This window comes from Leptolyngbya sp. KIOST-1, from assembly GCF_000763385.1.
GTDB lineage: Bacteria > Cyanobacteriota > Cyanobacteriia > Phormidesmidales > Phormidesmidaceae > Nodosilinea.
In genome coordinates, this window is sequence record NZ_JQFA01000002.1 from 109132 (window position 1) to 133069 (window position 23938).

Below are 23938 nucleotides of genomic sequence, written 5' to 3' on the forward strand. Positions count from 1 at the left end.
GAAATTGTGGAGGGCGTCCTATGGATCAGGGATTGATTGGATTACCTAGCTTTTGCCGGGCCCAGCAGGTCAGTTTTTGGGGTGGCGAGGGTTCTGTGAAAAACTTTATATATGAGGCTGAAACCTGGTTCTACACCATTGAGATGACATCGGGGCCAGAGCCGGACTTTGGCAGAGTTGGTGGAGAAACTACGGTACTGCTGAGCGAGGCCGATTTATATGCGGCATGACCCAAACCCAGATCCTTTGGCGGGGGTTTTAATTGCCTCGGGGATGGTGTTGGTCTGGATGTTAAGTCTGGGGTTGCTCCTGGCGGTTGACCTGGGGCAGCGTCAATGGCTGTGGGTTCTGCCGGCGGTTTTAGGGCGCACCTACAGTCAAACCGGCCTGTTTATTCTGGCCCACGATGCCATTCACGGGGTGATTGCACCGGGCGATCGCCGCCTGAACCACGCCATTGGGCGCCTAGCCGTCACGCTCTACGCCCTGCTGCCCTACCAAAAGCTCTCGCTCAACCACTGGCAGCACCACCGATATCCTGGCCAAGCCCAGGATCCCGACTTCCACGATGGCACTCACCGCAGCTTTTTTCTCTGGTATTGGCGATTTATGGAGGGCTATATGAACGGCAGAGAAAGAGCCGCCATGCTGTTCAAAATCATCGCCATCGTGCTGGTGGCTCGGTTTGGGCTGCACATTGCGATCGCCAATCTAGCCCTGTTCTGGTTTGTGCCGATCGTGCTCAGCTCATTGCAGCTGTTCTTTTTTGGCACCTATCTCCCCCACCGCTCAGAAACCGCTGGGGGCACCCACCATGCCGTTAGCAGCAACTATCCGTTTGTGATTTCACTGCTGACCTGCTACCACTTTGGCTACCACTGGGAGCACCACGAATACCCCAATCTGCCCTGGTATAGCCTGCCTTCCATCCGTCGCCAGCAACAGCAGCATCAGGTCAATCACTAGATGCCAGAAAGATCAGCTGATTGACACCGGTAAGATAAATTTATTCGCCATTTATATCAACTCAATATCGAAACTTTGAAGGAAAATTTAACACTTTTAAATCTGTGTCGAAAGACGGGTTCTTGTTTTTTATTGACGCTGTAGTATGGAGGCATGGCCATCAAATCTGCTTAGCTCTTCGACTGTCTCAGGCAGTTTTCCGTTGCCGTTTCTCAGTCAATCGATTTTTACCGTCGACCGTAAGCCAAATTCTCCAGGGCAGTCCCCTGCGAGAGTCTGCTATCCAATTCACCTCGCTCGAGCCCAATTCAAAACAAAGATCCCGTAGGGGCATTGCACTGCAATGTCCACGCAAGTCGGAGGGTATACAAGCTGGATTTGGTGTCAGAAAAACGTTTAATCGGCCGCAACTATTGAGTTGATGTAAACCCTTTGCAGCGGCAGCAAAAAAACTGACGCGTGCTGTCACTGGATCGTTCGATTACTGATCGGCGTTTACTTTATCAGGAAATGACAATGACCTACTCTAATCAACCTATTGGCGATCAACCCCGGGACAGCCAGCCCTTGGGAAATTATGGCGAGCCTGCCGTGGTCAGCTCAAGTCGGGAATATCACGACATTGTGCGCTGGGGACCAATTTTTGCCGGTTTGTTTACGGCGATCGCCACTCAGCTTGTTCTCGGTGCCCTGGGGGTTGCCGTTGGCCTCACCACCATTGCCAATTCCGGTGCGCCCCGCTCTAACCTCGGCGATGTCGGCTCGGCGGTGGGGATTTGGTCGATTATTAGCCTGCTGATTGCCCTGTTTGTGGGCGGGTGGGTGACTGCGCGAGCCGCTGGCCCGATGAACAAAAGCAGCGCCCTGCTCAATGCCACGATCCTGTGGGCCACCACCCTGGCCATTAGCGCCTGGCTGCTCTCCGCTGGGGTTTCCGGTGCCTTTGGCATTGTGGCCTCCAACGCCGGTGAAGCCATTAACCAGGCCCAGCAGGGCGGGCTGACGGTACCGGACGCAGCCCCCAATGTTACCGCCGATCAAACCCGAGATATTGCGGGCAATGCGGCGAAAGCGGGCTGGTCATTCTTTATTGGCTCGCTGTTGGCCCTGGGGTCGGCTCTATTTGGTGCCAATGTGGGCACTCGCGGCGCTCGCACCACCTCCAAGTACGCCCCAGCCAGGGTTTAGGATCTAGTACTGCGAGGCGGAGGTAACTGGGTATATGCAACAGTTGAGGGATCTCCCCTGCCCCCCTTGAAAAGGGGGGTCTGAGTTCGCTTCAAAGTTCCCCTCCAAAAGGGGAAGCTAAGGGGGATTGCTAGCTTTGGCTGGTAGTCCCCCTAGCTCTAGATGCGTCCCCAGTACAGTTGGTTGTACGAAGTTTTTATGCATTTTTTAAATAGACAATGGTATGTCGAAAAAAGACTATGCGATCGCTCCATCCTGGTTTTTAGCAAAGTTCTCATGTTAAGTCTTGTGGCTAATAAATTTACCCTATTAAATCAAACACAACTTTGACATAGATGGGGAGATATTAGTTTTCGAGGTTAGTTGCAATAGGTTGACAAGCCTGGTGTAATCACACAAAAGACAGGGAGAAGAGCCCGTGGCAACACAATATAAAGTAATCAGCGATTGGCTGTGCCTGACGACCAGACAAAAAGCCAGGAAAATTGAGAGTCACCTTAATCGTCTCTCTATGGAAGGATGGGAGTTTGTCGCCCTCGATTCTGTAATGTTTTTTGGGAATGATGTTGGATTTTACCTGATCCTCAAGAGAGCATTTTCAGAAAATCCTAATCAATATAGCAATCCTATTTAATTTCTGAAATAGATATGGTTGGGGGATAAGCCTTTCAGGTCTCTTTCTCTTTAGTAATTACATCGGATGGCCATATGAGAACTAACCAGCTTTCCCTTGATGCCTTGTGGGGGTTAGCACTATCTCAGGAGCATGTATTCAGCCCCAGTGACGTTGCTCATTTGCCAGAAGCCGCAAGACGGTATCTTGACCATGCGATCGCACCTGGAACTGTGATCGCATCAGCCGTGCGGCTCAAAATGCATGGTGAAATCAAACTCAAGAGCTGGATTCCCTTCACCGCAGAGCAAGTTGTCTGTTGGGATCGCGGCTTTATTTGGAGTGCCACCGCCTGGATGAACCGCTTACCCATTGTGGGATCAGATCGGATCATTGATAGCGTTGGGGCCATGCAGTGGAAGCTGTTGGGGCTGTTCCCGGTGATGACCGGAACCGGTGATGATATTACCCGATCGGCGGCGGGGCGCTTCCACACTGAGTTAATGCTGTTGCCATCGGCGCTTTGTCTGGGTGATGTGACCTGGAGTAGCCCAGAGGCCTCGCACCTCCATGCCAGTTTTATGGCCCAGGGTGAACAGGCAGAACTTGACTTGACCATTGACCAGGCAGGGCGACTCAAAACTGCGAAACTGCCTCGCTGGGGCAACCCAGACGGTGCGGAACAGCGCTATGTGGATTTCGGGGCGATTGTAGAAGAAGAAGGCACCTTCTGCGGCTACACGATTCCAACCCGTCTGCGGGTTGGGTGGTATTTTGGCACCGAGCGATTTGAGGCAGAAGGCGAGTTCTTCCGAGCCACCATTGATGATGCCATCTATCAGTAATAGTTTCTAGTTTCAAAAAGTCCGATTTGAGGAAATCCGGGTTGATTAAAAAGATGTAATAACGAGGTCAGCGATGACGATCTTAATCCTGATCCAGATTCTGGTTCCCCTACTCTTAATTGGGTGGTTGGCCTTTGTGCCGCCTCGCAATCTGTTGGGTATTGGGATTCAATCTCTAATGACGGCGATCGCCCTGGCTGGTTGACTGACAAAACTAATCGGCGGCGTAGGAGTACGTGTGTATTTTGAACTCGATTCGATAGGTGCGCTGCTCATGCTGTTTGCGAGAGGCCATCGCGGGTTCAGGATCGCGGTTGTGGGTGAACCAGACATGACGGATGAGTGGCCACCCATTTTCTAGTGCGGTTTTCAGCCAATCCCATCCAATGCGGAAGTAGCTATTGCCGCGAAACCAATGGGGGTCAACCCAGCGCCGTTTGCCAGCGGCGACGACCTCGAGGCCTTGGGCGGTGACATAGAGGGTCGCGACGGCCAAGAGGAACCAAAGCCGGGAGAGGGCACAGAGGGAGCGAATTTCAGATTTTTGGAGATTCCAGCCGTTGGATTGGTCATCGAGAAAGGCCTCCTCAATGTCAAAGCGCAAGCCGTATTCCTCGAAGGTGTGCAGGCGGGTGGGTTCATCGCTGACGATGGCCCAGAACTCGCCATTGAGGTTGTTATAGCCAAAGGCAATATGCACCGGGCCGTACCACTCCCCTTTGTGGAGCTTCACGGTGTGCCAACAGAGGGCCTCCCCCCGCTGAAGACGAATGTCCTTCAATCGACACCACCCGTGACCGGCCCGCCAAATCCAGGTATCGCGCTTGATGCGGATGCGGTAGTGCCACCCGAGTTCAGCCGTAATCGCGCTCATAGCATCGGTGTGAATGAAGCCCCGGTCAGCCAGCACGACCACCTTCACTCCCTGGGGCAATCGGTGGGCGGCTTGGTAGAGCATCTCCTGATACTCGTCGAAGGCCACAGACGCACTGCGGTGCTGGAGCACCCGCCAGACCACGGGCAACGCCCGGCCTCGATGCACCACCGCTAGCCGAATCAGGCAATACTCATCCCAGAACAGCGAGGTGTCCAAGCTCAGATATAAACAGTCCTCATCCCAATGGGCTAATGCCTCCTGAATCAAGGGCTTGTACAGGCGATGGACGTTGATACGGCTATTGTGCAGCCAGCGGCTGAGCCGTCGTTGTTTACTTTGCGCCTGCACCCCTCGACACGGCACATAGGGCAGCCAGCGCGTCAGGTTGATTTCTCCACGCTGGAGCAAGGCCACTACCATCCACAGGCAGGTCGTCAGATGGCTACGATGCGCCCAGGACACCGATTGACCCAACCAGGCATTCAGGGCATTGTAGAGAGGGGAGTTTTTTTCACAGCATCTACGCTTTTGAGTGGTATCTAAGCTTAGAACGCTGGCTCCCCACTTCTTCCTCCAATCCCTGAAACTACCGCGCCACAAGCTGTTCAGCAGCTCTCAGGAAACTTTTGTCAGTCAAAGAGTCGCCCTGGTCATGATCGCCCGTATGGGTATCTGGATTTTTCCACCCTGGTGGACGCCTTATCTCTATGGAGTGCTATTTGTGCTGGCGTTGGGGCTGGGGTTTCTGAGGCAACAGCCCAAGCGCCGCATGCCATTGAGCTGGCCGGGGTGGGTGATGATTGTGGGCTTCGTCGCCTTTGGGCTGTACGCAGGCAATGAGGCGGTGCTCAGTTGGACGGGGCAGTTTCCTGCGGCTGCAACCGCTGTCGACCTTACCTTTCCGCTGCGGGGTGACAATTTTCTGATCGTCAATGGCGGTAGCAATATTCGCATCAATGCTCACCTAAAAACCTTAGACGAGTCAGTACCGCGTTTTCGAGCCTATCGGGGCCAAAGTTACGGTACCGATATCATTCAGGTTAATCGGTGGGGGTTGCGATCGCCCGGCATCGTTCCTAAGCACCCTGCGGAGTACTTGATCTACGGTGCGCCAGTGTTTGCTCCCTGTGCAGGGCAGGTGGTGCAGGCGATTGACGGCTTCCCAGATATGACCATCCCAGAGATTGACCTGATCAACCGGGCTGGAAATCATGTGATTCTGCGCTGCGGCGCGTACGAGGTCATCCTGGTCCATTTTCGTCCCCAGAGTCTCTTGGTGCAATCGGGCATGGCTGTTGCCGTCGGGGACGCCATTGCCGAGGTTGGCAATTCTGGGGCCAGCGGCGAACCCCACCTTCATATTCACGCCCAGCGATCGGGCTCTTTAGCTATGCCCCTGTCCGGCGACCCATTGCCGGTGCGCTTCAATGGCCGTTTTCTCACTCGCAGCGATCGTGTGACCACGCCCCCCTTTAGAGACTGAACCATGACTCAGGCACAATCCGCCCAACTCAAAGAACTGGACAGAGATGCCTGGGTCGCTCAGGCGATCGCCTGAGGCTGTGCTGGTTTGAGCGTATTTCATCCCATTACTTAGGTTCTATATTGTGGCGCTTATTGCATTTCTCTTTTTATTGGTTGGCCCTGCGATCGCCACAATCGCATTTTTCCGAAGGCTTTCGACCCGCGGGCACTTGTTTTTGTTGAGCCTTTGCGTCGTCTATGGAATTTCTCCGTTTCTCCTGACTTGGGGCGCATTCGGATCGGCTAAGCGCTTTGGTTGCTCGGCAGAGGCAATCCGCTTTCGCTGTCCTTCCCCAGTTTGGCTGGGAGACGTTATTTCTGGGCTAGCGATGGCGCACTGGCTGGCAATTTTTGCCATTCCATCCGCGATTTTAGGCGTGATCGGGTTGCTGATTTCCGGAATTTTACAACATCGGCGATCGCGAACTACAGGCGGCACTTCGGGCGAAACCCCTGCTGTTTTTTACCGGAGTCGCCACCACAAAGTAATTGCAGGCGTCTGTTCAGCTCTCGCCCAGCGTTGGCATCAGCCTCTTGCAGTGATCCGGATCGTCACGGTTGTTTTAGCGATCGTCATCCCTGGATTTATTTTTCTGTACCTGTGGTGTTGGTTGGCGTTCTCAATCGAGCCGCGATTACAGCAACAAGTCGACGTCAAAGGAGATAGTGGAAAATGAGAAAATATCCTGTTACCTGGTTTTATGTCCTGGCCTTTGGTATTTCATGGATTGGCATGGTATCAGTGGTCTTAGCCTCGCGAGATATTGCCCCACTTTACCGCACTTACTTCCTAGTTCTTTCCATCTTTTATGCCATTGGCCCTGCACTTGCGGCTGTGATTGTGGCACAGGTGGCGTATGGTTGGGCAGGGGTTGGAGATTTGCTCAAGGGACTGATCCGATGGCGGGTTGCCCCAGTTTGGTATGTCGTCGCAGTGCTGGGGCCTGCGGTTCTTCTCATTACAGCGCAAGTTATCACAAGATTACTGGGCTTGTCCGTAACCATCACCATGCCACCAGCCGTTCTATCTCCCTATGTCATTTTCAGTTTCACGGTCAATTTCCTCGCCAATACCTGCGAAGAAATTGGGTGGCGTGGCTTTGCCTTACCACGCTTGCAAAAACGACATAATGCCTTGGTTTCTACTCTGATTGTGGGCACATTATGGGGGTTATGGCATTTACCACTTTTCTTTTTGTCGGGTGCGATGTCTGAGTACCCTTTTCTCTGGTTTATCAGCATCGTGGCAGATGCTTTTGTATACACCTGGATTTACAACAGTACTAAAGGCAATATTTTGCTAGTGGCGCTTTTGCATGGTTCAGGGAATATTTTTGGCGCATTTATACCTGGGGTATCCCCTATCGCATACGCTCTTGTAAATTGTGTGGTGGCTATTATCCTGATTGCAGTGTTTGGAAAAGCAAGTCTCTCTCGCCAAAAACGGGTTTATGCGGGCTAATAATAGGTCAATAACACCAATGACACATCGCAATAAATTTGGCTTTTACCCGCGCCTTTTGGCATTCTTTGCTTTGGCGTTTGCTTGGTCTTGGATCTGCTGGCTGCTGTTTGCGGTTGTCAGACCTCAGTTGCCCACTTTAGGTATGGTGCTGTTTTTCGCGGGGAGTTTTGGCCCTGGTATCGCGGCGATCGCAGTGGTGAGGTATTCCAGTGGACAGGATGGGCTGCATCGTTGGCTCAGGCGATCGCTGCAATGGCGGGTTGGCTGGCGTTGGCTAGCACTCTCGTTTTTCTTGCCCCTGGCGGTCATGGGATTGGCCGCCGCTGGGCACATCGCCTTGGGCGGCACGATCGCTCCGTCCCCCGCATCCGGGCGTGTGCTCCTAGCCGTGGTGAACTTTGGGCTGGTGCTGGTGCTGGGCGGCCCGCTGGGTGAGGAATTTGGCTGGCGAGGGTATGCATTGCCTGTTTTGCAAGAGCGCTATAGCTGGCGCGTGGCTAGCCTTGTGTTGGGCATGGTGTGGGGCGCGTGGCACCTGCCACTGTTTTATATGGCCGACACGGCGCAAAGTCACATTCCAGCTGGGCTATTTATGGTGAGCACAGTAGCTCTATCGGTGCTGTTTGCCTGGCTATTTAACCATACCGAAGGGAGTGTGTTGCCTGCTCTCGTGCTGCATACTGCGGTCAATGCTTGGGCCTGGGTCATACCGGTCATGGTGATGCCGGATGGTAGTAATCTACGACCCTATGGGCTGGCAGTAGGACTGCTTGTGGCGATCGCCCTCGGTCTATTGTGCGATGCGGAACCCCGCCTGCCCATGCAACTAGAGTAGCGGGCTTACAACCTGCAACTCAGATCACTTTCCTTAGAGCTGCTCGATCGCACGGATAGTGGCTGCGTATTGCGTTTGAATATCCTGGCGGTCGAGGGCTTCGGCGATGGCATCCTGGCTGCCGCGCTCAATCATCTGGGCCTGGCGGCGGAGGGCGGCGCGGTCGGCGGGGCGGTAGGTGAAGGGGGCAATGACGGCGATCGCCTCCAGCAGCCGCAGGGTCACCGCCACGCTCGATCGCCCATTCTGCCGAATCTGGTTGAAGGCGGCATCGGTGACATCGACAAAGGTCAGGGATGGCAGCGCCAATCGCAGCTGGGCTTGGTCGTCGGAGCGGTAGGGCGAGGGGATGTCGCGCCGGGCCAGTTGGCACAGGGTGGCGCTAATTTGGTCGATGCAGCGAACGGCGGTAAAGGGATCGTTGATGCCTGGGGACAGGGCTCGCACCGCAATCTCCACCAGCTGGTTGATGGAAAATTCCAGATCCTGCTGGTTGGTGCGTTTAGATCCCAGCACAAAGGCCTTCTCAATCTGGGCGGTCAGCGGCTTATTGACCTTGTCTTTGGGGAAGACCCGCGCCAGTTCGCTACCCTGCACCACGAAGCGACCGGCCCGCGACTGCACCTGAATCACCAGGTCGTGCTCCGTGGCGATCTGCACCAGCTGGCCCTGATCAATCGCCTGAAGATAGCCGTCATCTTTGGCGTTGACGGGGTAGGAGTGGCGGTTAAAGTCGGCGGGCATATCGGCGGCTGGCTGACTGGAGAAGCTGTGCTCGGTGGTTTCAGGAAACAGCCGCTGGATGGCCGCCTCCAAGTCTTCGCCGACGGCTTTGATAATGTTGTCGACCTGAATGGATGAGGCGGCGTGGTGCAGAAAATAAATCAGCACGCCGATGCTGGCGATCGCCAGGACAAGGGCACAGGTGACCGCCACATGGGGCACAAACTCGCGCCCCTCGGACTCATTCACCGTGCGCAGCACCATCAGGCAGTACACAAAGGTGGAAATGAACGTGCCCAGCACCACCTGGTTGCCGGTATCCTGCATAAAATTGCGCAGCAGCCGCGGCCCAAACTGGGACGAGGCCAGCTGGAGCGCCACGATGGTGATGGAAAAGGCGGTGGTGGCCACGCTCACCATCGACCCTGCGATCGCCGAGAGCACCGCCCGCGACCCGCTTGGCCCCAGGGAATACACCCAGCTCACATTGCTGATGATGTCAGGCTTGAGGCGGTGGTCGAGACCAATGGTAAAAAACGACAGCCCAATGGCCAGACCGACCATGAGCGACGGCACAAACCAAAAGCTAGCGTTGAGGGAATCCCACCATTTGCCTAACTTTGCCGATTCCATCAAACGTCCAGCCTCCTGAGGGCGTGCCTTAATTATCAAGGAAAGAATTGAAGAAAATTGCTACGTTTTCAACTAAATCAATCAATTCAAACCGGGCTCAAACCGTAGCTCAACCCCTCCTACAGCATAATTTACGTAACCGCTAATCGGCTAATTCGTCAACCGCAAAACTGCGAGGGAGACCAGCCATGCCCCGCCTTATCGGTAAACAGTCAAACAACAGTTGGTACATGACTCTGGTGGTAATCGCAGCGATCGCAACCGCTGGATCGTTGGAATATCTCGGCGTGATTGACGTCATTCCTGGGTTCGGCAGTGAGCGATCGCCCTGGGGTCAACCGTCGCTACAGCGCGATCGCCCCTAGCGCATTCCATGAATCTCCGGGGTGATACCCCATGGCCAAGGTCATGTTTAGCACCAACCCAGGCACACAACCCCAACTCTCCACCGATACCCCCAGGGGCATCGCCCCTGGGAATATTGCAGTGCAATGTCCCTACAGATCGGGGATGTTCAGATTAGAATTTGGCATCACTTAATCAACACCGTTTAATCAAAATTCACTTAAAAAAGGACTTCTACATCATGTTTAAAGGTAGAGACGTGATCGGTAAAACCATCGTCTCCTACGACGTTGGGGAAAAGTTTGATGTGGTGAAAGACCTGATTTTTGACCAAGAAAGCCACCAGCTGCTGGGCTTTTTGGTGCGGGAGGGGGGCTGGCTGAAGCGCGCCCAGGTGCTGCTGCTCGGCGACGTGCAGGCGATCGGCGTCGATGCGGTGATCACCTCCTCCCAGGGGGCGATCGCCAATGCCCACCGGCTGCCGGATGTCGGCCCCATTATCCACCACAACACCATTCTCAAGGGCACCCGCCTGCTCACCCTGGATGGCCGCGATCTGGGGGTGATTGTCGATCTGTACTTCGATGAGACCAATGGCCGGGTGGAGGGCTACGAGGTGTCGGGCGGGCTGTTTGCCGATGCCTACTCGGGGCGATCCTTTGTGCCCGCCGTTGACACCCTCAAGATTGGCCGCGATGTGGCCTTTGTGCCCGTCGCCACCGCCCAGCTAATGGAAGAGCAGGTGGGCGGCCTGCGGGGGGCGATGCAGACCGTCGGCGACCAGCTGCAGGAGGGTGCCCAGGTGACGGGCGATCGCCTCCAGGAGCTGGGTCAGCGCACGGGTGAGCAGCTGCAGGCCACCGCCCAGCTCACGGGCGATACCCTGCGAGAGATGGGACACACCGCAGGCGACAGGTTCCAGGCAACGGCCCAGGGGGCGGGCGAACGACTCCACGAGTTTGGGGAGACCGCCAGCGATCGCCTTCAAGCCGCCACCCAGGCCACGGGCGAGACCCTACACGAAATGGGGCAAACCGCCAGCGATCGGTTCCAAGAAAGCGCTCAACTCACCAACGAGCGCCTCCAGGATCTAGGTCGCTATGCCAACGAAACTGCCCAGGACCTGGCCCCACCCCTGCACGGACTGGGCCGCACCACGGCAGCCGCCATGACCAACGCCATCATCGATCCGGCAGCGCAAAAAGCCTTTGTCACCGGCAAAGTCGCCAACCGCGAGGTGATCACCCCCACGGGCAGCCTGTTTGCCCTCCAGGGACAGCACATCACCCACGAACTAGCCGATGCCGCCGAGTTCCTGGGCATTCTCGATGACCTCTACCGCGCCGTGGGGGGCAGCTGGACGGTGCCCCTGGAGGCCAAGCTGACAGCGGCGGTGGCCAGGGTCACGGTAGAGCAGGCCGAGGGCAGGCGATCGCAGCACCTGGTGCGCAATGAATCCGGCTCGATTTTGGTGGCACCGGGGCAAATTGTCACCCCGGCGGTGATTGAGCGGGCTAAGTTCTATCATCGCGAGGATTCGCTGCTGCAAGCGGTGGGCCTGTCGGCGGGCGCTGCCCTTCAGGGCAGCGCCGGGCAGGCGGCGGCGGGTGCGGGCGATCGCCTGCAAAACACCGGCAGCCAGCTCCAGGCCGAGGCCAGGGGGCTGTGGCACCAGGTGCAGCAGACCGCCAGCGCCCTGCAGCACCGCAGCGCCCAGGCCATGGAAGCCAGACGCATCCAGGCGGCCCTGGGGCGACCCGTGACCCGCGTCATTTTGGATCAGCAGGATGAGGTGATCCTGAATGTGGGCGAGCTGATTACCCACCAGGCGATCGCCCGCGCCCGCCAGGCCCAGGTGCTGGATCTGCTGCTCAACTCGGTCTACACCGGCAGCCCTCAGCTCTCCCTGGACGACCTGCGCGCTCCCCAGTCGGGAATTGCCGCACTGTAACGTCATCGACAGCGACCATGACAAGGATTGAACCCGCTTGAGAGCAACTTCCTTTGAGTTTTACAGTCTCGCCTTTTTGGGGATTATTCTCGGGCGCTATTTCCTCGTAGCGGGGCTTACCTACTGGGCGTTTTATGTCTCCGGGAAGACTTCCAGACGGCTCCCCCAGTCTCCCCCCTGGCGGCTCATTCGCCACGACATTCAGCTGTCGGCGATCGCGGCGGTGGTGTTTGCCATCGCCGCCGCGATCGTGCTCTCTGCCCACGGTGCCGGACTCACCCGCCTCTACAGCGACCCCCGCGCCTACGGACTTTGGTACCTGGGGGCCAGCTACGGAGCGGCGCTACTGCTGCAAGACACCTACTTTTACTTCACCCACCGCCTGTTTCACCACCCCAAACTCTTTCCCTGGTTCCACCGGGGGCACCACCGATCGCGCTACCCCACCCCCTGGACCTCCTTCGCCTTTGACCCGCTGGAGGCGGTGGTGCAGGCGCTGTTTTTAGTCGGCCTAGTGTTCCTGCTGCCTCTGCACTTCATCACCATGATTGCCGTTCTCACCACCATGACCGTGTGGGCGGTGATCAACCACCTGGGGCCAGACCGTCTGCCCGCCCCGTTTCCCCACCACTGGCTGGGGCAGTGGGTGATTGGCCCCACCCACCACTCCATCCACCACCTCAAATACACCGTTCACTACGGGCTTTACTTCACCTTTTGGGATCGACTTTTGGGCACCCAAGACCCCAACTATACCCAGACCCTAACCAGGTTTTCATCCGATAATTTTGCGTCAAAAAATATCGACAACAATAGCTGATCCGTGTTCTTCCGGGGATGTTCCCAGGAGAGGGGCGATCGGGTTATTCCCAAACGGAAGCGGTTAGCGGACTTGCGATCGCTCAAAATCCTCCGCAAAAGCACCGATTGACTGGCAAAAACCTGATTGCCTGACACATCTCCAATGTAGGTTGGGTGCAGCGAAGCGGAACCCAACATCCGCCGAGGACTTCGGGCTGGTTGGGTTCTGCGATCGCGCCACCCAACCTACGAGAACTCAAAACTTTTCGGCGTTGTGTCAGTCAGCCAGGACAAAAACTCTGATGTAGGTGGGCGATGAGCGCAGCATAATCCAACCTCAGTTGTGGGAGGATAAGCATCTCAAAAATTTTGTCAGTCAATCCATCGAAAGCGTCTGATCCTAGAGCTTTTCTATATTCCCTAAACCGGACAAACTTTACCTAAAGCGCAAGAACTCTAAAGAATCTTTTCCCAAAATATCGAATTCAATTAACTCAACCATGAAATCAACCACTTCTTCACCATACTGTACTTAGTCCGAATAGGTTACCCAATTCCATTCAGACCCAACACACTGAATCAAGGATGTAGCCATGAATATTAAAAATAGAGCAAAAGCCGCCGCCAAAAATGTTGAGGGCAAGCTTGAAGAGGCCGTTGGCGATGTGACCGGCAACCGCGAGGCCCAAGCTAAAGGTAGAGCCAAGCAGGTGGAGGCCAACCTCCGCAACGCCACAGAAGATGTCAAAGATGACATCAAACGAATCATTGACTAAATCAGGGACTTTGAGAGATTTTCCTGCTCCCCTCTCCCCTTTGGAGAGCTACTAAGTACACACATCTCACGAAACGCCCCACTTTGCCGACTTTGGCCCCCCTGCCCCCCGATTTCGGGGGGAACCGGACTTCAAAGTCCCCCAGAATTGGGGGATTTAGGGGGCCAGAACGAAGGCAATTCGGTCAGTCTATGACTTATGTGTATGTAGTAGCCCTCAACCTCCGCAACGCCACAGAAGATGTCAAAGATGACATCAAACGAATCATTGACTAAATCAGGGACTTTGAGAGATTTTCCTGCTCCCCTCTCCCCTTTGGAGAGCTACTAAGTACACACATCTCACGAAACGCCCCACTTTGCCGACTTTGGCCCCCCTGCGCCCCCGATTTCGGGGGAACCGGACTTCAAAGTCCCCCAGAATTGGGGGATTTAGGGGGCCAGAACGAAGGCAATTCGGTCAGTCTATGACTTATGTGTATGTAGTAGCCCTTGGAGAGGGGGGGTAGCTTGCTTCCCGCAGGGTGGGCTATGGGAGCTCTGTGATCTACTGAGTTTCGTGAACATTTTTGTGTCAGAGGAAACCATGATCTCATTCCGACAAGTTAGAAACATTTTTGTGATAGCGGCTTTAACCGTCATGCTGATAGCCACGGTGGTGTTTAACTTTGGCACCTCCAGCGCCTGGGCCGCAACCCTGCCTGAATCCCAGGCTAGCCCGCCTCAGATCGCAGCCATGAACCGAGCCGAAGCGATCACCAAAAACCTAGAAGGCAAAGCTCAAGAAGCCATCGGCAACGTGACGGGCGATCCAAAAGACCAGATGATGGGCAAAGCCAAGCAGGCGGAAAGCCAGATGCGCAACGCGGCTGAAGATGTCAGGGATCAGTTCGAGTTACCCAGCAGAACCAAAGCCGCGGCCAAACAGGTCGAAGGTCAGGTTCAAGAGGCGGTTGGCAATGCGACGGGCAATGCCAAAGATCAAATGATGGGCAAAGTCAAGCAAGCCCAAGGCCGCGATCGCAGCGTCATCGAAACCATCAAAGACAGGATTCAATCCCTTTTTAACTAGAGTTTTTAGCCCCGTCTGCCCGTGGATCAGACAATTCTAGGCAAGTGATAAGATGCTTGCTCGCCATACCTAAATCCCTGATTGAATGGCCGAAACGTTTTCGCCAACTCTTAATTTAGTAGAGGTAGAAAGATGTTGAACCTAGTTTGGACCGTTGTGGCTATTCTGGTTGTGCTTTGGGCCTTAGGATTTGCTGTCAATATCGGCGGCGGCTTAATCCATCTGCTGCTGGTTCTGGCGCTGATTGGCATCGTTTATAACGTGCTAGTTGGGCGTCGTACTATTTAAATTCTAGCGGCCCTGCCCTGCCAGGCAGAGCACCTTTTAGAACCCTTGTCTACACCCTTGTTTATCAAGGGTTCTACGCAGGAAAAGTCTGGATAGGACTTGATAAAGCTCTGAGGCAATGGCATGTTTGATTACTGAATTTATCAATTTAGCAAACCATAGCTACGCCTCAAACAACTCATCCATTAAATAGAACTTCCGTCTATCACAATGGAGTCATAGATGGATGAGATGACTCCATCAAATCTATCTAGAACACCTAAAAAAGGATACCTCCATGAGCATTGAAAATAGAGCCAAGGCCAACGCCAAAAAAGTTGAAGGCAAAATTGAAGAAACTGCGGGTGACTTAACCGGCAACCATGAGGCCCAGGCCAAGGGCAAAGCTAAGCAAGCCGAGGGAGACGTGCGCAACACCGTGGAAGATGGCAAAGATAAGGTCAGAAAAATGGTTGACTAACCATTGATGTTCAACCAGGGTCGAGGGCGTTCTAGCTTGGCACATTGGCCCGTCCCCTTTCCCCTCTGGAGAAAGAGCTCTGAAATTTCAGGGCCTCCCCCCCCGGGGAAAGAGATTAGGTACAGGCTGCAAAGCTGAATTCACCCTACGATCCCGTGGGGATGTCATAGCACTAGCTAAGTTTTTAACATAAGGCACATAAAATGGCTGTTTTGAATGACAAGCGTGGCGTCGGCGTCTTTGCTGACTATCCAACTACTGAGAAAGCGCTCAGAGAACTAAAAGATATAGGCTATGGGATGGATAACGTATCCATTATTGGCCAAGACTCCGAGCATCTCAACCAATCGGGTCGAACCGGCACCGTTCAGGTTCAAGATATCCAGGCCGATGACGGTAACCACGCCGACGATGGGGCTACAACCGGCGCGCTCTCCGGCGGCGCGGTGGGCGGACTTACGGGTCTGCTGGTGGGGCTCGGTACGCTAGCCATTCCTGGCGTCGGCCCGATTATGCTAGCTGGAGCCGCCGCTACGGCTTTGGCCTCAACGGTTGCCGGTGGAGCAATCGGCGCGGCTACCGGTGGCTTGGTGGGCGGACTGGTGGGCATGGGTATTCCTGAAGACCGAGCTAAGGTCTACGACGAGCACCTGTCACAGGGTAAGTATCTCGTCATCATCGATGGCACAGCTGGCGACATGGCCCGCGCTGAACCCATCCTCAAGCGCCGAGACATTCGCGAATGGAATGTCTACACGATGGCCGATCGATCGGCCACGACCCACAACCGCCCTACCCCACCGAGAGGCGTCGATTCAAGAGGCGTCGATCCAAGAGATGCTGCCGGCATGCCCTCGGGCTCGCGTTAGGGGTGGCTGGCTGAATAGCCAACCTTAGCTCTAGCCATGACAGACGACGTCGGGTGGGCAATGCCCACCCTAGCGATCGCAATTTTGATTTCAATGATCCCCCCAGAGAAAAGGTTTCAGTCATGAAAAAAATAATCCCGCTAGTGTTGGGTAGTCTGCTGTTGCTGGGGGCTACGGCCTGTAGCGATAGGTCTGACACCACCGCCACAGATGATGGCATACGCACCGACCAAAGGGAATCTGATGCCCGCGCCCGTGACCAGCGCGATGGCATGAATCCTGCGGCCGAGGGTGAACAGCAAACCACAGGGGATTTAGCGGTTGATGTGCGCAATTCCTTGGAAAGTGCCCTGCCAGGCAGTCGATTGGCTGTCAGTGTTGACGATAGCAATGGCAGGGCAACGATCGATGGCACCGTGCGGAGCCAAGAACAGTTTGACGAGATTGAACCCCTAGTGATGGCCTTTGAGGGTGTTCAGTCAGTCGATGTCCAAGCAACAGTTGATCCCAACTGACCCCACCAATGCTGAGACGCGCAGCTTTTTCAATGTTCAGAGACGCTGCTGCGCGTCTCAGCTTAGGAATGAAGCCTTTATCATTCCCAGCCTCTGTAGGTTAGGTAAGAGACCCGAACTGACGCAGATAGCCGTGATCATCGAGCCATGGGTTCTTTTAGAACTGGGTCATAAACTATGATGACCAACTCATCGGGAAAGCAAGTCTCTTTTTGAGATGACTCAACGCCCACCGCGACCTATCCAGCTTTTAGCAACTCTATTTCAGTGGATGTGGCTATCGTCGGCGCTGGAATAGGGGGATCAACGGCTGCTAGTTAGCTTAGGAAATCGAGAAAACTGTTGAGATAATTGAGGCTAGCCATGGCGTTTCAAATCCTTGTTAATCCCATGGAAAGCGAACGTAAAATTCAGGTTCACGCTGGCTAAGAAGAGCGAGAGCCTGAGCCAAAACTGAAAGACAATCTTGCTTTTTTCTCTGGTGCGAATCTGCACCGCTGTTGACTAGATATCAACTAGAAGGACAGCTGGAATTGACTGTTTAGGCATGCATAAGACTGGGGTTTAACTTTATTTTTGGAGCTAAGAGGATGCTTTCACGGCGGCGAATGCGTAGGTTTTTCCTAGTAACGAGTGTGGCGATCATGACAGTAATTACCTTGGCTTTCGATGTTGGCAACTCTGGTAGCTGGGCGGCCACATTAGCGCCCAGTCAGGTGCTTGGGCAGCTATCTCCAGGGCAGTCTGTCGCTTTGTTTTCAAGCCCAAATGTTTTGCTGGCTTTGGTAGCAGGGGTGGTGATGGCCTTTGCCTTTCAACTGCTCTTGACCAACCTGGCGATCGCCGTCATTGCCGCCCCGGATAGTTCTTCTAGCGGTAGTGATGCTGAGAGTCTGGGCGATACCGTTCGCGGCATTGAAACCAAAATCGGACTGGGTCTACTGGTAAGCGTCAGCATTGCCCTATTTGCCGCGTGTTTTCTGGCGATCCAGCTCAGTCTGCTGAGCAGTCCTGGACTGGGGGCGATCGCCGGGGTGATCATCTGGGCCGTTTTCTTCACGGCCCTGACTTGGCTGAGCTCCACAGCCTTGGGTTCCCTGCTGGGCTCGGTGATCAGCACCGCGACGGCTGGCGTGCAGAGCTTGCTGGGCGCAGGTGCAGCGATGGTGGGGGCAACCATGGCGAAGAGCCAGATGGTTTCCAGCGCCGAAGACATTACGGCGGCGGTACGGCGGGAATTGACCGCAGGGCTTGATCCTGACACGGTTCGGGCAACGCTGCAAAGTTCCTTAGACAAGGCGCAGCTACCGAAGTTGAATGTTGATCAGCTGGGCAGACAGTTTGAAACCTTGCTAAAGGATGCGAATTTAGGGGCGATCGCCGACAGTGATCTGCTTAAACAGGTCAATCGCGACACCTTTGTGCAGCTGGTGAGCAGTCGCACCGATCTCTCAAAGCGCGATGTCAACCACATCACCGATCAGCTCGAAGCCGCCTGGAAAAAGGTGGTCGGTTCTAAAGATCAGCTCGATCCGCAGGCCTTGCTGACGCAGCTAAAGTCGGCGACTCCAGAAGATCTGCAATCGGGTGAACTGAGTAAGCAGTTAAATGACCTGATCACCACCACATCAGCCCAGCGCCAGCCCAGCGGTAGCCTGACCAGCCAAGCCCTTCAGTTTGGCACGACAGCGCTGCTCAACCAAGTGCTGCAAAATGTCGATTTGTCGGATATCGATGTCGAGAAAATTGCTGGCCAACTGCGGACCTTTGGCAGCAATGTATTGCGGTCCAGTGATAACGGTAACGCCAACGGCAAATCTGCGAGTCAGCCGTTTAGTGTGATTCAGGCAGACATCGAAAACTACCTGCTGTTGTCCGCCCCTTGGAAACTAAACCGGGAAACGGTGAAGCAGGAATTTCGCGACGTGATTTACGATGCCGATGCCGATGCCGGCATCATCCGCCAGGAGCTGCTGCTGATCGATCGCGATTATTTCGTCCGGGTACTCAGCCTGCGGGACGACTTTACGGCGGACAAAATCCAGGACTTGGCGGACTACTTAGACGCCATTCGGACTGAGGTGTTTAACCAGGTGCAGGGGGCAGCCGCCCAGGAAAGCGCCGCGGCCCTCCGGAGACGGGTTGAGACCTATTTACACAATACTGACAAGGCAAATCTCAACCCGGAGGCGATCGCCCACGATTTTCCCACCTTGCTAGCCGACCCCAACGCGGAGGTGGATGACTGGGGTGATCGCCTCCGGCAATTTGACCATGGCACGCTAGCGGCAATGCTGAGTCAGCGATCGGACTTGGGCGACGAAGAGGCCAATCAGCTAGCGAATCGGCTGGAGGAAAGCCGCGATCGCCTGCTGTCTGAGGCCCAGGCCGGGCAAACCCAGGCGCAGGCAAAAACCCAAGAACTTCGCCAGAAGGTGGCCGACTATCTGCGCCATACCCACCAGGACGAACTCAACCCAGAGGGCATTCAGCGGGACTTCAAAACGCTGTTTGACGATCCAGAAGCCGGTGTGAGTGCTCTGCGGGCGCGTCTGTCGCAGTTCGATCGCGAGACCCTCGTGCAGCTGCTGAGTCAGCGCCAAGACCTCAGCGAAGCCCAGGTGAACGAGGTGATCGATCAAGTGGAATCAGTGCGGGATACCCTGTTGCAGGCTCCGCACAAGCTGGCCCACCAAGCCAAAGCGCAGTACGACGAGACCACCCAAGCCCTGGCTGACTATCTCCGCAACACCAACTTGGATGAACTCGACCCCGAAGGGATTCAGCAGGATCTGTCTACATTGCTAAATGATCCAAAGGCGGGCGGCGCGGCCCTTCAGGAGCGCTTGTCCCATGTGGACCGCGAAACCCTGGTCAAATTGCTGAGTCAGCGGGATGACCTGTCGGAGGAGCAAGTGAATCGCGCCATTGACCAAGTGCTAGCCGCCATTCGCAGCCTAATCAAAGCGCCCCGCCGCCTGGCCAGCCGAGTTCAGCAGCAGGCCGTGGACTTTGAAGCAAACCTGGAAAGCTACCTGCAAAACACCGAGAAAGACGAGCTAAATCCTGAGAGTATTAAGCGCGACCTGAAACTGTTGTTGCAGCATCCCCAGGCAGGGCTAAGCAGCCTGGGCGATCGCATTTCCCACTTCGACCGCTCTACCTTTGTAGCCCTGCTGGCCCAACGGGATGACATGACCGAAGAAGAGGCCAATCGCATTGCCGATCAGGTGGAAGCAAACTTCCGGGCGGTGGTGGAACAGCTTCAGAACGTACAGCGCGCGGTGCAGTCCACCATCGACCAGGGGTTCGACAACGTCCGCAGCTACCTAAATGGGTTAGAACGCCCCGAGCTCAACTACGACGGCATTAAGCGAGACTTTAGCCAGCTGTTTGATGATCCGCAGCTGGGGTTAGATGCCCTGCGCGATCGCCTCACCCAGTTCGACCGAGCCACCCTCGTGGCAGTGCTCAGCTCCCGCGACGACATCTCTGAGGCCGATGCCAACGGCATTATTGACCAGATAGAAGCTGCCCGGGACAACGTGCTTCACCAGGTCGAGCGGGTGCAGCAGGAAACCCAACGGCGACTGCAATCCATCAAAGATGAAGCCCAACGACAAGTGCGAGCAACCCGCAAAATGGCGGCGGGGGCAGCTTGGTGGGTCTTTGGCTCAGCTGTATTCTCCCTAGCAGCCTCGGCAATTGCTGGGTTCCTAGCCGCCGCTCAGTTTGTTGTTCCATAAACTGGGATTGCCTTTTGTGACCTACTCAATCAACTCATTCAGGAAGTAAATCATCAGCCCTATATCGTGAGATCATAGACCACTCAAATTAGGAGATTTATCAATGCAAAAAGTCAACATTGGGCTCAACGGCGAACAGCGCCAGGGTGTCATTAATTTGCTGAACCGCAACCTAGCGGACACCTACCTACTTCTAGTCAAAACTAAGAAATATCACTGGGATGTGGTGGGGCCACAATTTATGACCCTACATCAGCTGTGGAAAGACCACTACGAAGCGCTCACCATTAACGCCGATGTCATTGCTGAACGGGTCAGAACCCTGGGTGGTTATCCCATTGGCACCATGGAGGGCTTCTTAAAGATTTGCTCTCTCAAGGAGCACGGCGGTGACGTACCCAACACCACCGGCATGGTATCTTACCTGCTGGCTGACCATGAGCACATTGTGCGCAACCTGCGGGAGCACATCGAGCAGTGTAGCGATGACTTCAAGGATGACGGCACCGCCGACTTTCTCACCGGGCTAATGGTGCAGCACGAAGAAATTGCCTGGACTTTGCGCTCATTTATTGAGGGCGAGGCCCTGGAATCCGATGGATTAAAGCCCCAGCCGAAAAAAGCGATGGCCAAGGTTTAGCCTCCGCCTGGGTGGAGGGGCTTGCGGACAAAAAGACCCTCGGCTGTCATCAATTAGCTGGGGTGGACAATCTGAGCTATACCCCATGCCCCTACCCCTGGTGGGTCACAGTTCTATCGATGTGTGCTCCCTTTGCTGCACCCCTGCTGCCCTTGATCCGGAGCCAACTTTATTTCTTGAGGAAGCGTTTTATGAAATATATTTCTGATTGGTTCTCTCACCTGCGTCCGGCACGAATTTTGGCCTCTGCGCTAATTTTTGTGGCGATCGCCCTAACCCTGGCTTTCCCCGCCTTCGCGGCCCAAAGCCTGTCCGGTGAAGGCTCCAACAACGGCACTGTACAACTGGATGAAATCACCCAGAAAAGTGAAGCTACGGCTGACACCCCAGCGATGGAGATGAACCCACTGGATAAGCCCGCTGAGGGGGGAATTAACGAGGTGCAAGGTACGGCCGATCGCGACAAAATGTTTAGCGATCGCGAGACCAAACTGCCTGTGGTCAAACAGATCGAAAAGGCCCTAAAAAAATGAGCATTGTTAAAACGCTAATTGTCAATGCCGATGCCGAATGCCGCTACCTGACCCCTGGGGAAGTGGATCAAATCAAGCTCTTTGTGGCCAGCGGTGCCCGGCGGGTGCGGTTGGTGCAGACATTGGCGGATGGCCGCGATCGCATTGTCAAACAGGCGGCCAACCAACTCTTTCAAAGGAACCCCAGTTTAGTGGCCCCCGGCGGCAACGCCTATGGCAATGACATGACCGCCACCTGCCTGCGGGATATGGACTATTACCTGCGGTTGGTCAGCTACGGCGTCGCCGCCGGAGACACCACCCCCATCGAAGAGATTGGTGTAATTGGCGTCCGCCAGATGTACAACTCCCTGGGCACCCCGCTGGCGGAAGTAGGCGAAAGCATTCGCGCCATGAAAACCGCCACCGCCAAGCTGCTGTCAGCCGCAGACAGCGGTGAGGTGGGCGCGTATTTCGACTACCTGATTCAGGTATTTCAGTAGGCTATCCTAGCCTGACCTTTAAACAGATGATTTTATGACCACCAACGTTTCCACAGCTGTATCGACTTTAGAGAAAACCTACGGTTACCCCAGTGCGATCGCCCCAAAGCGCTCCCTAGGTGTGAGACACCTGTGCCTCTGCTGCTCAAATGTATTGCTTCGGCATGCCAGCTCAAACCAGGTGTATTGGCGCTGTAGCCACTGCTACCAAGCCATGCCTTTAGTGGGGGATAGCGGCTCATTCATGGCCTAGATCAACTAGAACTCTGTAGCAGTTTTTCGTCCTGATCATTCATTCCTGTAGTGTCATTAATATGTCCAGTGAAAGTCAGATCGCCTTTAACCCTGGAATACTCAAGGATGTGCGGATACTGATCGTTGACAACGATGCTGATAGCCGATATCTCTACAAGGTTTTGTTTGAGATCTACGGCGCACTGGTGACAGAAACTGAGTCTATTGCCAGTGCCATGACCTTCCTAGAGTGGCTAACTCCCGATATCGTGATCTGTGAAGTCAGATTTTTTGAGGAGGATGTGTTGCTGCTGATCCAGAAAATTAAAATCTTAGCTCTGGGCCGCGATAGAACCATTCCAGTGCTGATAGTTTCAGCCTATTGCGCAGCCAAATTTGCCCAAAGCCTGCTCACAATGGTCGAAGACTATCTGCCCAAGCCGATTGATATCGATCACTTAGTCGATGAGGTTTGGAATTTGGTTCACTTATCAAAATCCACAAGAAAAGTCAACATCCAGGACTGGGTGGAAAAGCGAAAAGTCTGGACAAAACAGCGCGCCATCGCCACCATGCTGTCCTATAGCGGTGCCTGATTGGATCTGTCTGTGGCAATGTGAATATTGACTACATTCTCAAGCAAATCATACATCAAAACAGACACGTGGATGGGAAGTGTATAGGCGGTTGCCTATATGATGAAAATTTTTCAAAACCATGACTTACATTCTTTCTCTCTTGAAGTCTAAACCGCTAGCTCCAGTTCAGAGACAAGGCGAATCGCCCATCCTTTGCTACTACATTAACGACACAGTAGATACGCAAATCATTCGCATTGTAAGCGAGTCAGAATACCATTTTGAGCGGATTGTTTTTCCCAAGGAGCGAGTTTTGTTTGAGGCTTTTCTAGAATCTTATCTGGAAATCCATTCGCCCCACCTCGGCAGGAATCGAATCACTCGATCTGAGTGTAGGCTATTGCAGGTCAGTGAACAGTAGGCTGTTGCCTCTCTAAGCAGCGTCTATGGCAGGTTTCAGTCGGGTGAGGTGCGTCGTGATGATTCTCTCTTCCCCTTATTATGGGGGTGCAGAATGAATCTTTGCAGCAAGAAGTAGGGGGCTAAAACTTAGCCAATATGTCCTCACTCAATTGGGATTTACTGTAGATGTTTGTAAGGCAATAGAATGATTTTCATCGGTGTCTAGTTTTTTTTGTTGAACGTTTAAAGTGCCTAATCAGGAGGTTCCATGACTAATGCAAATTTAAATCCAAAGCCTGTAGATCCAAAATCTGCCAGCGACGGTAGCGAGCTGATTCCCGCTGAGATTCAGGCTAATATTCGTCATCACGATGCCGAGCAGGCCACTCAAGGGGAGGCGATTCCGGGTACGACGGTGGACGATGAGGGGCTAATTAATAATTTCGCTACCGAGCCCAGAGTGTACCCTGCAACCTACCCTTCGCCCCGGCAGCAGCGCCGATACCTTGTTTTGGGTGCGACAGCCATTGTATTTGTGGCTGTTTTGGTCTGGATTTCATTTTCTGTGAGCTAGAACT

Annotated in this window: 28 protein-coding genes; 26 read left to right on the plus strand and 2 right to left on the minus strand. The window is 54.5% G+C overall.

The features are described from left to right. Positions 1-95 precede the first annotated feature (95 nt). The 6 genes from NF78_RS32725 to NF78_RS32730 all read left to right on the plus strand — a co-directional run bounded on the left by NF78_RS32725 (position 96) and on the right by NF78_RS32730 (position 3817). A complete protein-coding gene (locus NF78_RS32725) occupies positions 96-230 on the plus strand; it encodes a hypothetical protein (protein WP_263970519.1) in 135 nt (44 codons plus the stop codon). Then, positions 220-966, plus strand: a complete 747-nt coding sequence (locus NF78_RS00545; protein ID WP_072015929.1) for a fatty acid desaturase — start codon at positions 220-222, stop codon at positions 964-966. The genes NF78_RS32725 and NF78_RS00545 overlap by 11 nt, the downstream gene beginning before the upstream one ends. Before the next feature lie 516 nt (positions 967-1482). Then, positions 1483-2154, plus strand: coding sequence for a hypothetical protein (locus NF78_RS00550; RefSeq protein WP_035984319.1), 672 nt, complete (start codon positions 1483-1485; stop codon positions 2152-2154). 418 nt (positions 2155-2572) lie between these two features. Further along, positions 2573-2788 (plus strand): hypothetical protein, encoded by a 216-nt coding sequence (locus tag NF78_RS30620; protein WP_156119577.1) that lies wholly within the window; start codon positions 2573-2575, stop codon positions 2786-2788. Between the two features lie 74 nt (positions 2789-2862). After that, positions 2863-3612, plus strand: a complete 750-nt coding sequence (locus NF78_RS00555; RefSeq protein ID WP_035984320.1) for a DUF6920 family protein — start codon at positions 2863-2865, stop codon at positions 3610-3612. Positions 3613-3685: 73 nt separating this feature from the next. Continuing rightward, entirely contained in the window at positions 3686-3817 is a 132-nt protein-coding gene (locus tag NF78_RS32730) for a hypothetical protein (protein WP_263970520.1), read from the plus strand. A 9-nt stretch (positions 3818-3826) separates the two neighbouring features. On the opposite strand, the gene NF78_RS00560 is transcribed toward NF78_RS32730, so the two are convergent. Further along, entirely contained in the window at positions 3827-4909 is a 1083-nt protein-coding gene (locus tag NF78_RS00560; protein ID WP_035984321.1) for a transposase, read from the minus strand. A 244-nt stretch (positions 4910-5153) separates the two neighbouring features. Here NF78_RS00560 and NF78_RS00565 point away from each other — a divergent pair, with 244 nt between their 5' ends. The 4 genes from NF78_RS00565 (at position 5154) to NF78_RS00575 (ending at position 8313) form a co-directional block, all read left to right on the plus strand. Next, a complete protein-coding gene (locus tag NF78_RS00565) occupies positions 5154-5972 on the plus strand; it encodes a M23 family metallopeptidase (protein WP_197064723.1) in 819 nt (272 codons plus the stop codon). Between the two features lie 124 nt (positions 5973-6096). After that, the gene (locus NF78_RS28750; RefSeq protein ID WP_225885185.1) at positions 6097-6690 is read left to right on the plus strand and encodes a PspC domain-containing protein; all 594 of its coding nucleotides are present in this window, start codon (positions 6097-6099) and stop codon (positions 6688-6690) included. Continuing rightward, entirely contained in the window at positions 6687-7475 is a 789-nt protein-coding gene (locus NF78_RS00570) for a type II CAAX endopeptidase family protein (protein ID WP_035984323.1), read from the plus strand. The genes NF78_RS28750 and NF78_RS00570 overlap by 4 nt, the downstream gene beginning before the upstream one ends. Positions 7476-7620: 145 nt before the next feature. After that, entirely contained in the window at positions 7621-8313 is a 693-nt protein-coding gene (locus NF78_RS00575) for a CPBP family intramembrane glutamic endopeptidase (protein WP_225885186.1), read from the plus strand. 33 nt (positions 8314-8346) lie between these two features. On the opposite strand, the gene NF78_RS00580 is transcribed toward NF78_RS00575, so the two are convergent. Further along, a complete protein-coding gene (locus NF78_RS00580; RefSeq protein WP_035984327.1) occupies positions 8347-9669 on the minus strand; it encodes a DUF2254 domain-containing protein in 1323 nt (440 codons plus the stop codon). Between the two features lie 188 nt (positions 9670-9857). Between NF78_RS00580 and NF78_RS30625 the strand changes: the two genes are divergently transcribed. The 16 genes from NF78_RS30625 to psb34 all read left to right on the plus strand — a co-directional run bounded on the left by NF78_RS30625 (position 9858) and on the right by psb34 (position 23934). Further along, entirely contained in the window at positions 9858-10034 is a 177-nt protein-coding gene (locus tag NF78_RS30625) for a hypothetical protein (RefSeq protein ID WP_156119578.1), read from the plus strand. 221 nt (positions 10035-10255) lie between these two features. Beyond that, the gene (locus NF78_RS00585; RefSeq protein ID WP_035984328.1) at positions 10256-11965 is read left to right on the plus strand and encodes a PRC-barrel domain-containing protein; all 1710 of its coding nucleotides are present in this window, start codon (positions 10256-10258) and stop codon (positions 11963-11965) included. Positions 11966-12002: 37 nt separating this feature from the next. Continuing rightward, the gene (locus NF78_RS00590) at positions 12003-12785 is read left to right on the plus strand and encodes a sterol desaturase family protein (protein WP_052049486.1); all 783 of its coding nucleotides are present in this window, start codon (positions 12003-12005) and stop codon (positions 12783-12785) included. A 574-nt stretch (positions 12786-13359) separates the two neighbouring features. Continuing rightward, the gene (locus tag NF78_RS00595; protein ID WP_035984330.1) at positions 13360-13542 is read left to right on the plus strand and encodes a CsbD family protein; all 183 of its coding nucleotides are present in this window, start codon (positions 13360-13362) and stop codon (positions 13540-13542) included. 618 nt (positions 13543-14160) lie between these two features. Next, positions 14161-14613: a CsbD family protein gene (locus tag NF78_RS00600; RefSeq protein ID WP_225885187.1), complete on the plus strand. Its 453-nt coding sequence runs from the start codon at positions 14161-14163 to the stop codon at positions 14611-14613. A 132-nt stretch (positions 14614-14745) separates the two neighbouring features. Next, a complete protein-coding gene (locus NF78_RS30630) occupies positions 14746-14901 on the plus strand; it encodes a lmo0937 family membrane protein (protein ID WP_156119579.1) in 156 nt (51 codons plus the stop codon). 277 nt (positions 14902-15178) lie between these two features. Continuing rightward, positions 15179-15361 (plus strand): CsbD family protein, encoded by a 183-nt coding sequence (locus tag NF78_RS00605; protein ID WP_035984331.1) that lies wholly within the window; start codon positions 15179-15181, stop codon positions 15359-15361. Positions 15362-15660: 299 nt separating this feature from the next. Beyond that, positions 15661-16230 (plus strand): signal transduction histidine kinase (STHK), LytS, encoded by a 570-nt coding sequence (locus tag NF78_RS00610; protein ID WP_225885188.1) that lies wholly within the window; start codon positions 15661-15663, stop codon positions 16228-16230. A gap of 53 nt (positions 16231-16283) precedes the next feature. Continuing rightward, positions 16284-16745: a BON domain-containing protein gene (locus NF78_RS00615; protein WP_035984334.1), complete on the plus strand. Its 462-nt coding sequence runs from the start codon at positions 16284-16286 to the stop codon at positions 16743-16745. A gap of 773 nt (positions 16746-17518) precedes the next feature. Continuing rightward, positions 17519-20491, plus strand: a complete 2973-nt coding sequence (locus NF78_RS00620) for an MFS transporter (protein WP_225885189.1) — start codon at positions 17519-17521, stop codon at positions 20489-20491. Between the two features lie 103 nt (positions 20492-20594). Continuing rightward, positions 20595-21131, plus strand: coding sequence for a Dps family protein (locus tag NF78_RS00625; RefSeq protein ID WP_035984336.1), 537 nt, complete (start codon positions 20595-20597; stop codon positions 21129-21131). Positions 21132-21322: 191 nt separating this feature from the next. Beyond that, complete coding sequence (locus NF78_RS00630) at positions 21323-21664, plus strand: hypothetical protein (protein ID WP_035984338.1); 342 nt, start codon at positions 21323-21325, stop codon at positions 21662-21664. Continuing rightward, a complete protein-coding gene (locus NF78_RS00635; RefSeq protein ID WP_035984340.1) occupies positions 21661-22146 on the plus strand; it encodes an allophycocyanin in 486 nt (161 codons plus the stop codon). The genes NF78_RS00630 and NF78_RS00635 overlap by 4 nt, the downstream gene beginning before the upstream one ends. 314 nt (positions 22147-22460) lie before the next feature. Next, a complete protein-coding gene (locus tag NF78_RS00640; RefSeq protein WP_035984341.1) occupies positions 22461-22976 on the plus strand; it encodes a response regulator in 516 nt (171 codons plus the stop codon). 121 nt (positions 22977-23097) lie between these two features. Next, positions 23098-23379, plus strand: coding sequence for a DUF1830 domain-containing protein (locus tag NF78_RS33310; RefSeq protein ID WP_072015932.1), 282 nt, complete (start codon positions 23098-23100; stop codon positions 23377-23379). 249 nt (positions 23380-23628) lie between these two features. Continuing rightward, positions 23629-23934, plus strand: a complete 306-nt coding sequence (gene psb34, locus NF78_RS00645; protein ID WP_035984343.1) for a photosystem II assembly protein Psb34 — start codon at positions 23629-23631, stop codon at positions 23932-23934. The last annotated feature ends 4 nt before the right edge of the window (positions 23935-23938 follow it).

Coding starts and splice junctions, on each gene's coding strand:
- NF78_RS00610 (WP_225885188.1), top strand. CDS start 15,661: ATGGATAACGTATCCATTATTGGCCAAGACTCCGAGCATCTCAACCAA.
- NF78_RS00545 (WP_072015929.1), top strand. CDS start 220: ATGCGGCATGACCCAAACCCAGATCCTTTGGCGGGGGTTTTAATTGCC.
- NF78_RS00560 (WP_035984321.1), bottom strand. CDS start 4,909: ATGGTAGTGGCCTTGCTCCAGCGTGGAGAAATCAACCTGACGCGCTGG.
- NF78_RS00635 (WP_035984340.1), top strand. CDS start 21,661: ATGAGCATTGTTAAAACGCTAATTGTCAATGCCGATGCCGAATGCCGC.
- psb34 (WP_035984343.1), top strand. CDS start 23,629: ATGACTAATGCAAATTTAAATCCAAAGCCTGTAGATCCAAAATCTGCC.
- NF78_RS00630 (WP_035984338.1), top strand. CDS start 21,323: ATGAAATATATTTCTGATTGGTTCTCTCACCTGCGTCCGGCACGAATT.
- NF78_RS00605 (WP_035984331.1), top strand. CDS start 15,179: ATGAGCATTGAAAATAGAGCCAAGGCCAACGCCAAAAAAGTTGAAGGC.
- NF78_RS00575 (WP_225885186.1), top strand. CDS start 7,621: ATGGTGCTGTTTTTCGCGGGGAGTTTTGGCCCTGGTATCGCGGCGATC.
- NF78_RS00555 (WP_035984320.1), top strand. CDS start 2,863: ATGAGAACTAACCAGCTTTCCCTTGATGCCTTGTGGGGGTTAGCACTA.
- NF78_RS30630 (WP_156119579.1), top strand. CDS start 14,746: ATGTTGAACCTAGTTTGGACCGTTGTGGCTATTCTGGTTGTGCTTTGG.
- NF78_RS30625 (WP_156119578.1), top strand. CDS start 9,858: ATGCCCCGCCTTATCGGTAAACAGTCAAACAACAGTTGGTACATGACT.
- NF78_RS00595 (WP_035984330.1), top strand. CDS start 13,360: ATGAATATTAAAAATAGAGCAAAAGCCGCCGCCAAAAATGTTGAGGGC.
- NF78_RS00640 (WP_035984341.1), top strand. CDS start 22,461: ATGTCCAGTGAAAGTCAGATCGCCTTTAACCCTGGAATACTCAAGGAT.
- NF78_RS00580 (WP_035984327.1), bottom strand. CDS start 9,669: ATGGAATCGGCAAAGTTAGGCAAATGGTGGGATTCCCTCAACGCTAGC.
- NF78_RS32730 (WP_263970520.1), top strand. CDS start 3,686: ATGACGATCTTAATCCTGATCCAGATTCTGGTTCCCCTACTCTTAATT.
- NF78_RS00585 (WP_035984328.1), top strand. CDS start 10,256: ATGTTTAAAGGTAGAGACGTGATCGGTAAAACCATCGTCTCCTACGAC.
- NF78_RS00550 (WP_035984319.1), top strand. CDS start 1,483: ATGACCTACTCTAATCAACCTATTGGCGATCAACCCCGGGACAGCCAG.
- NF78_RS33310 (WP_072015932.1), top strand. CDS start 23,098: ATGACTTACATTCTTTCTCTCTTGAAGTCTAAACCGCTAGCTCCAGTT.
- NF78_RS00570 (WP_035984323.1), top strand. CDS start 6,687: ATGAGAAAATATCCTGTTACCTGGTTTTATGTCCTGGCCTTTGGTATT.
- NF78_RS00565 (WP_197064723.1), top strand. CDS start 5,154: ATGGGTATCTGGATTTTTCCACCCTGGTGGACGCCTTATCTCTATGGA.
- NF78_RS00625 (WP_035984336.1), top strand. CDS start 20,595: ATGCAAAAAGTCAACATTGGGCTCAACGGCGAACAGCGCCAGGGTGTC.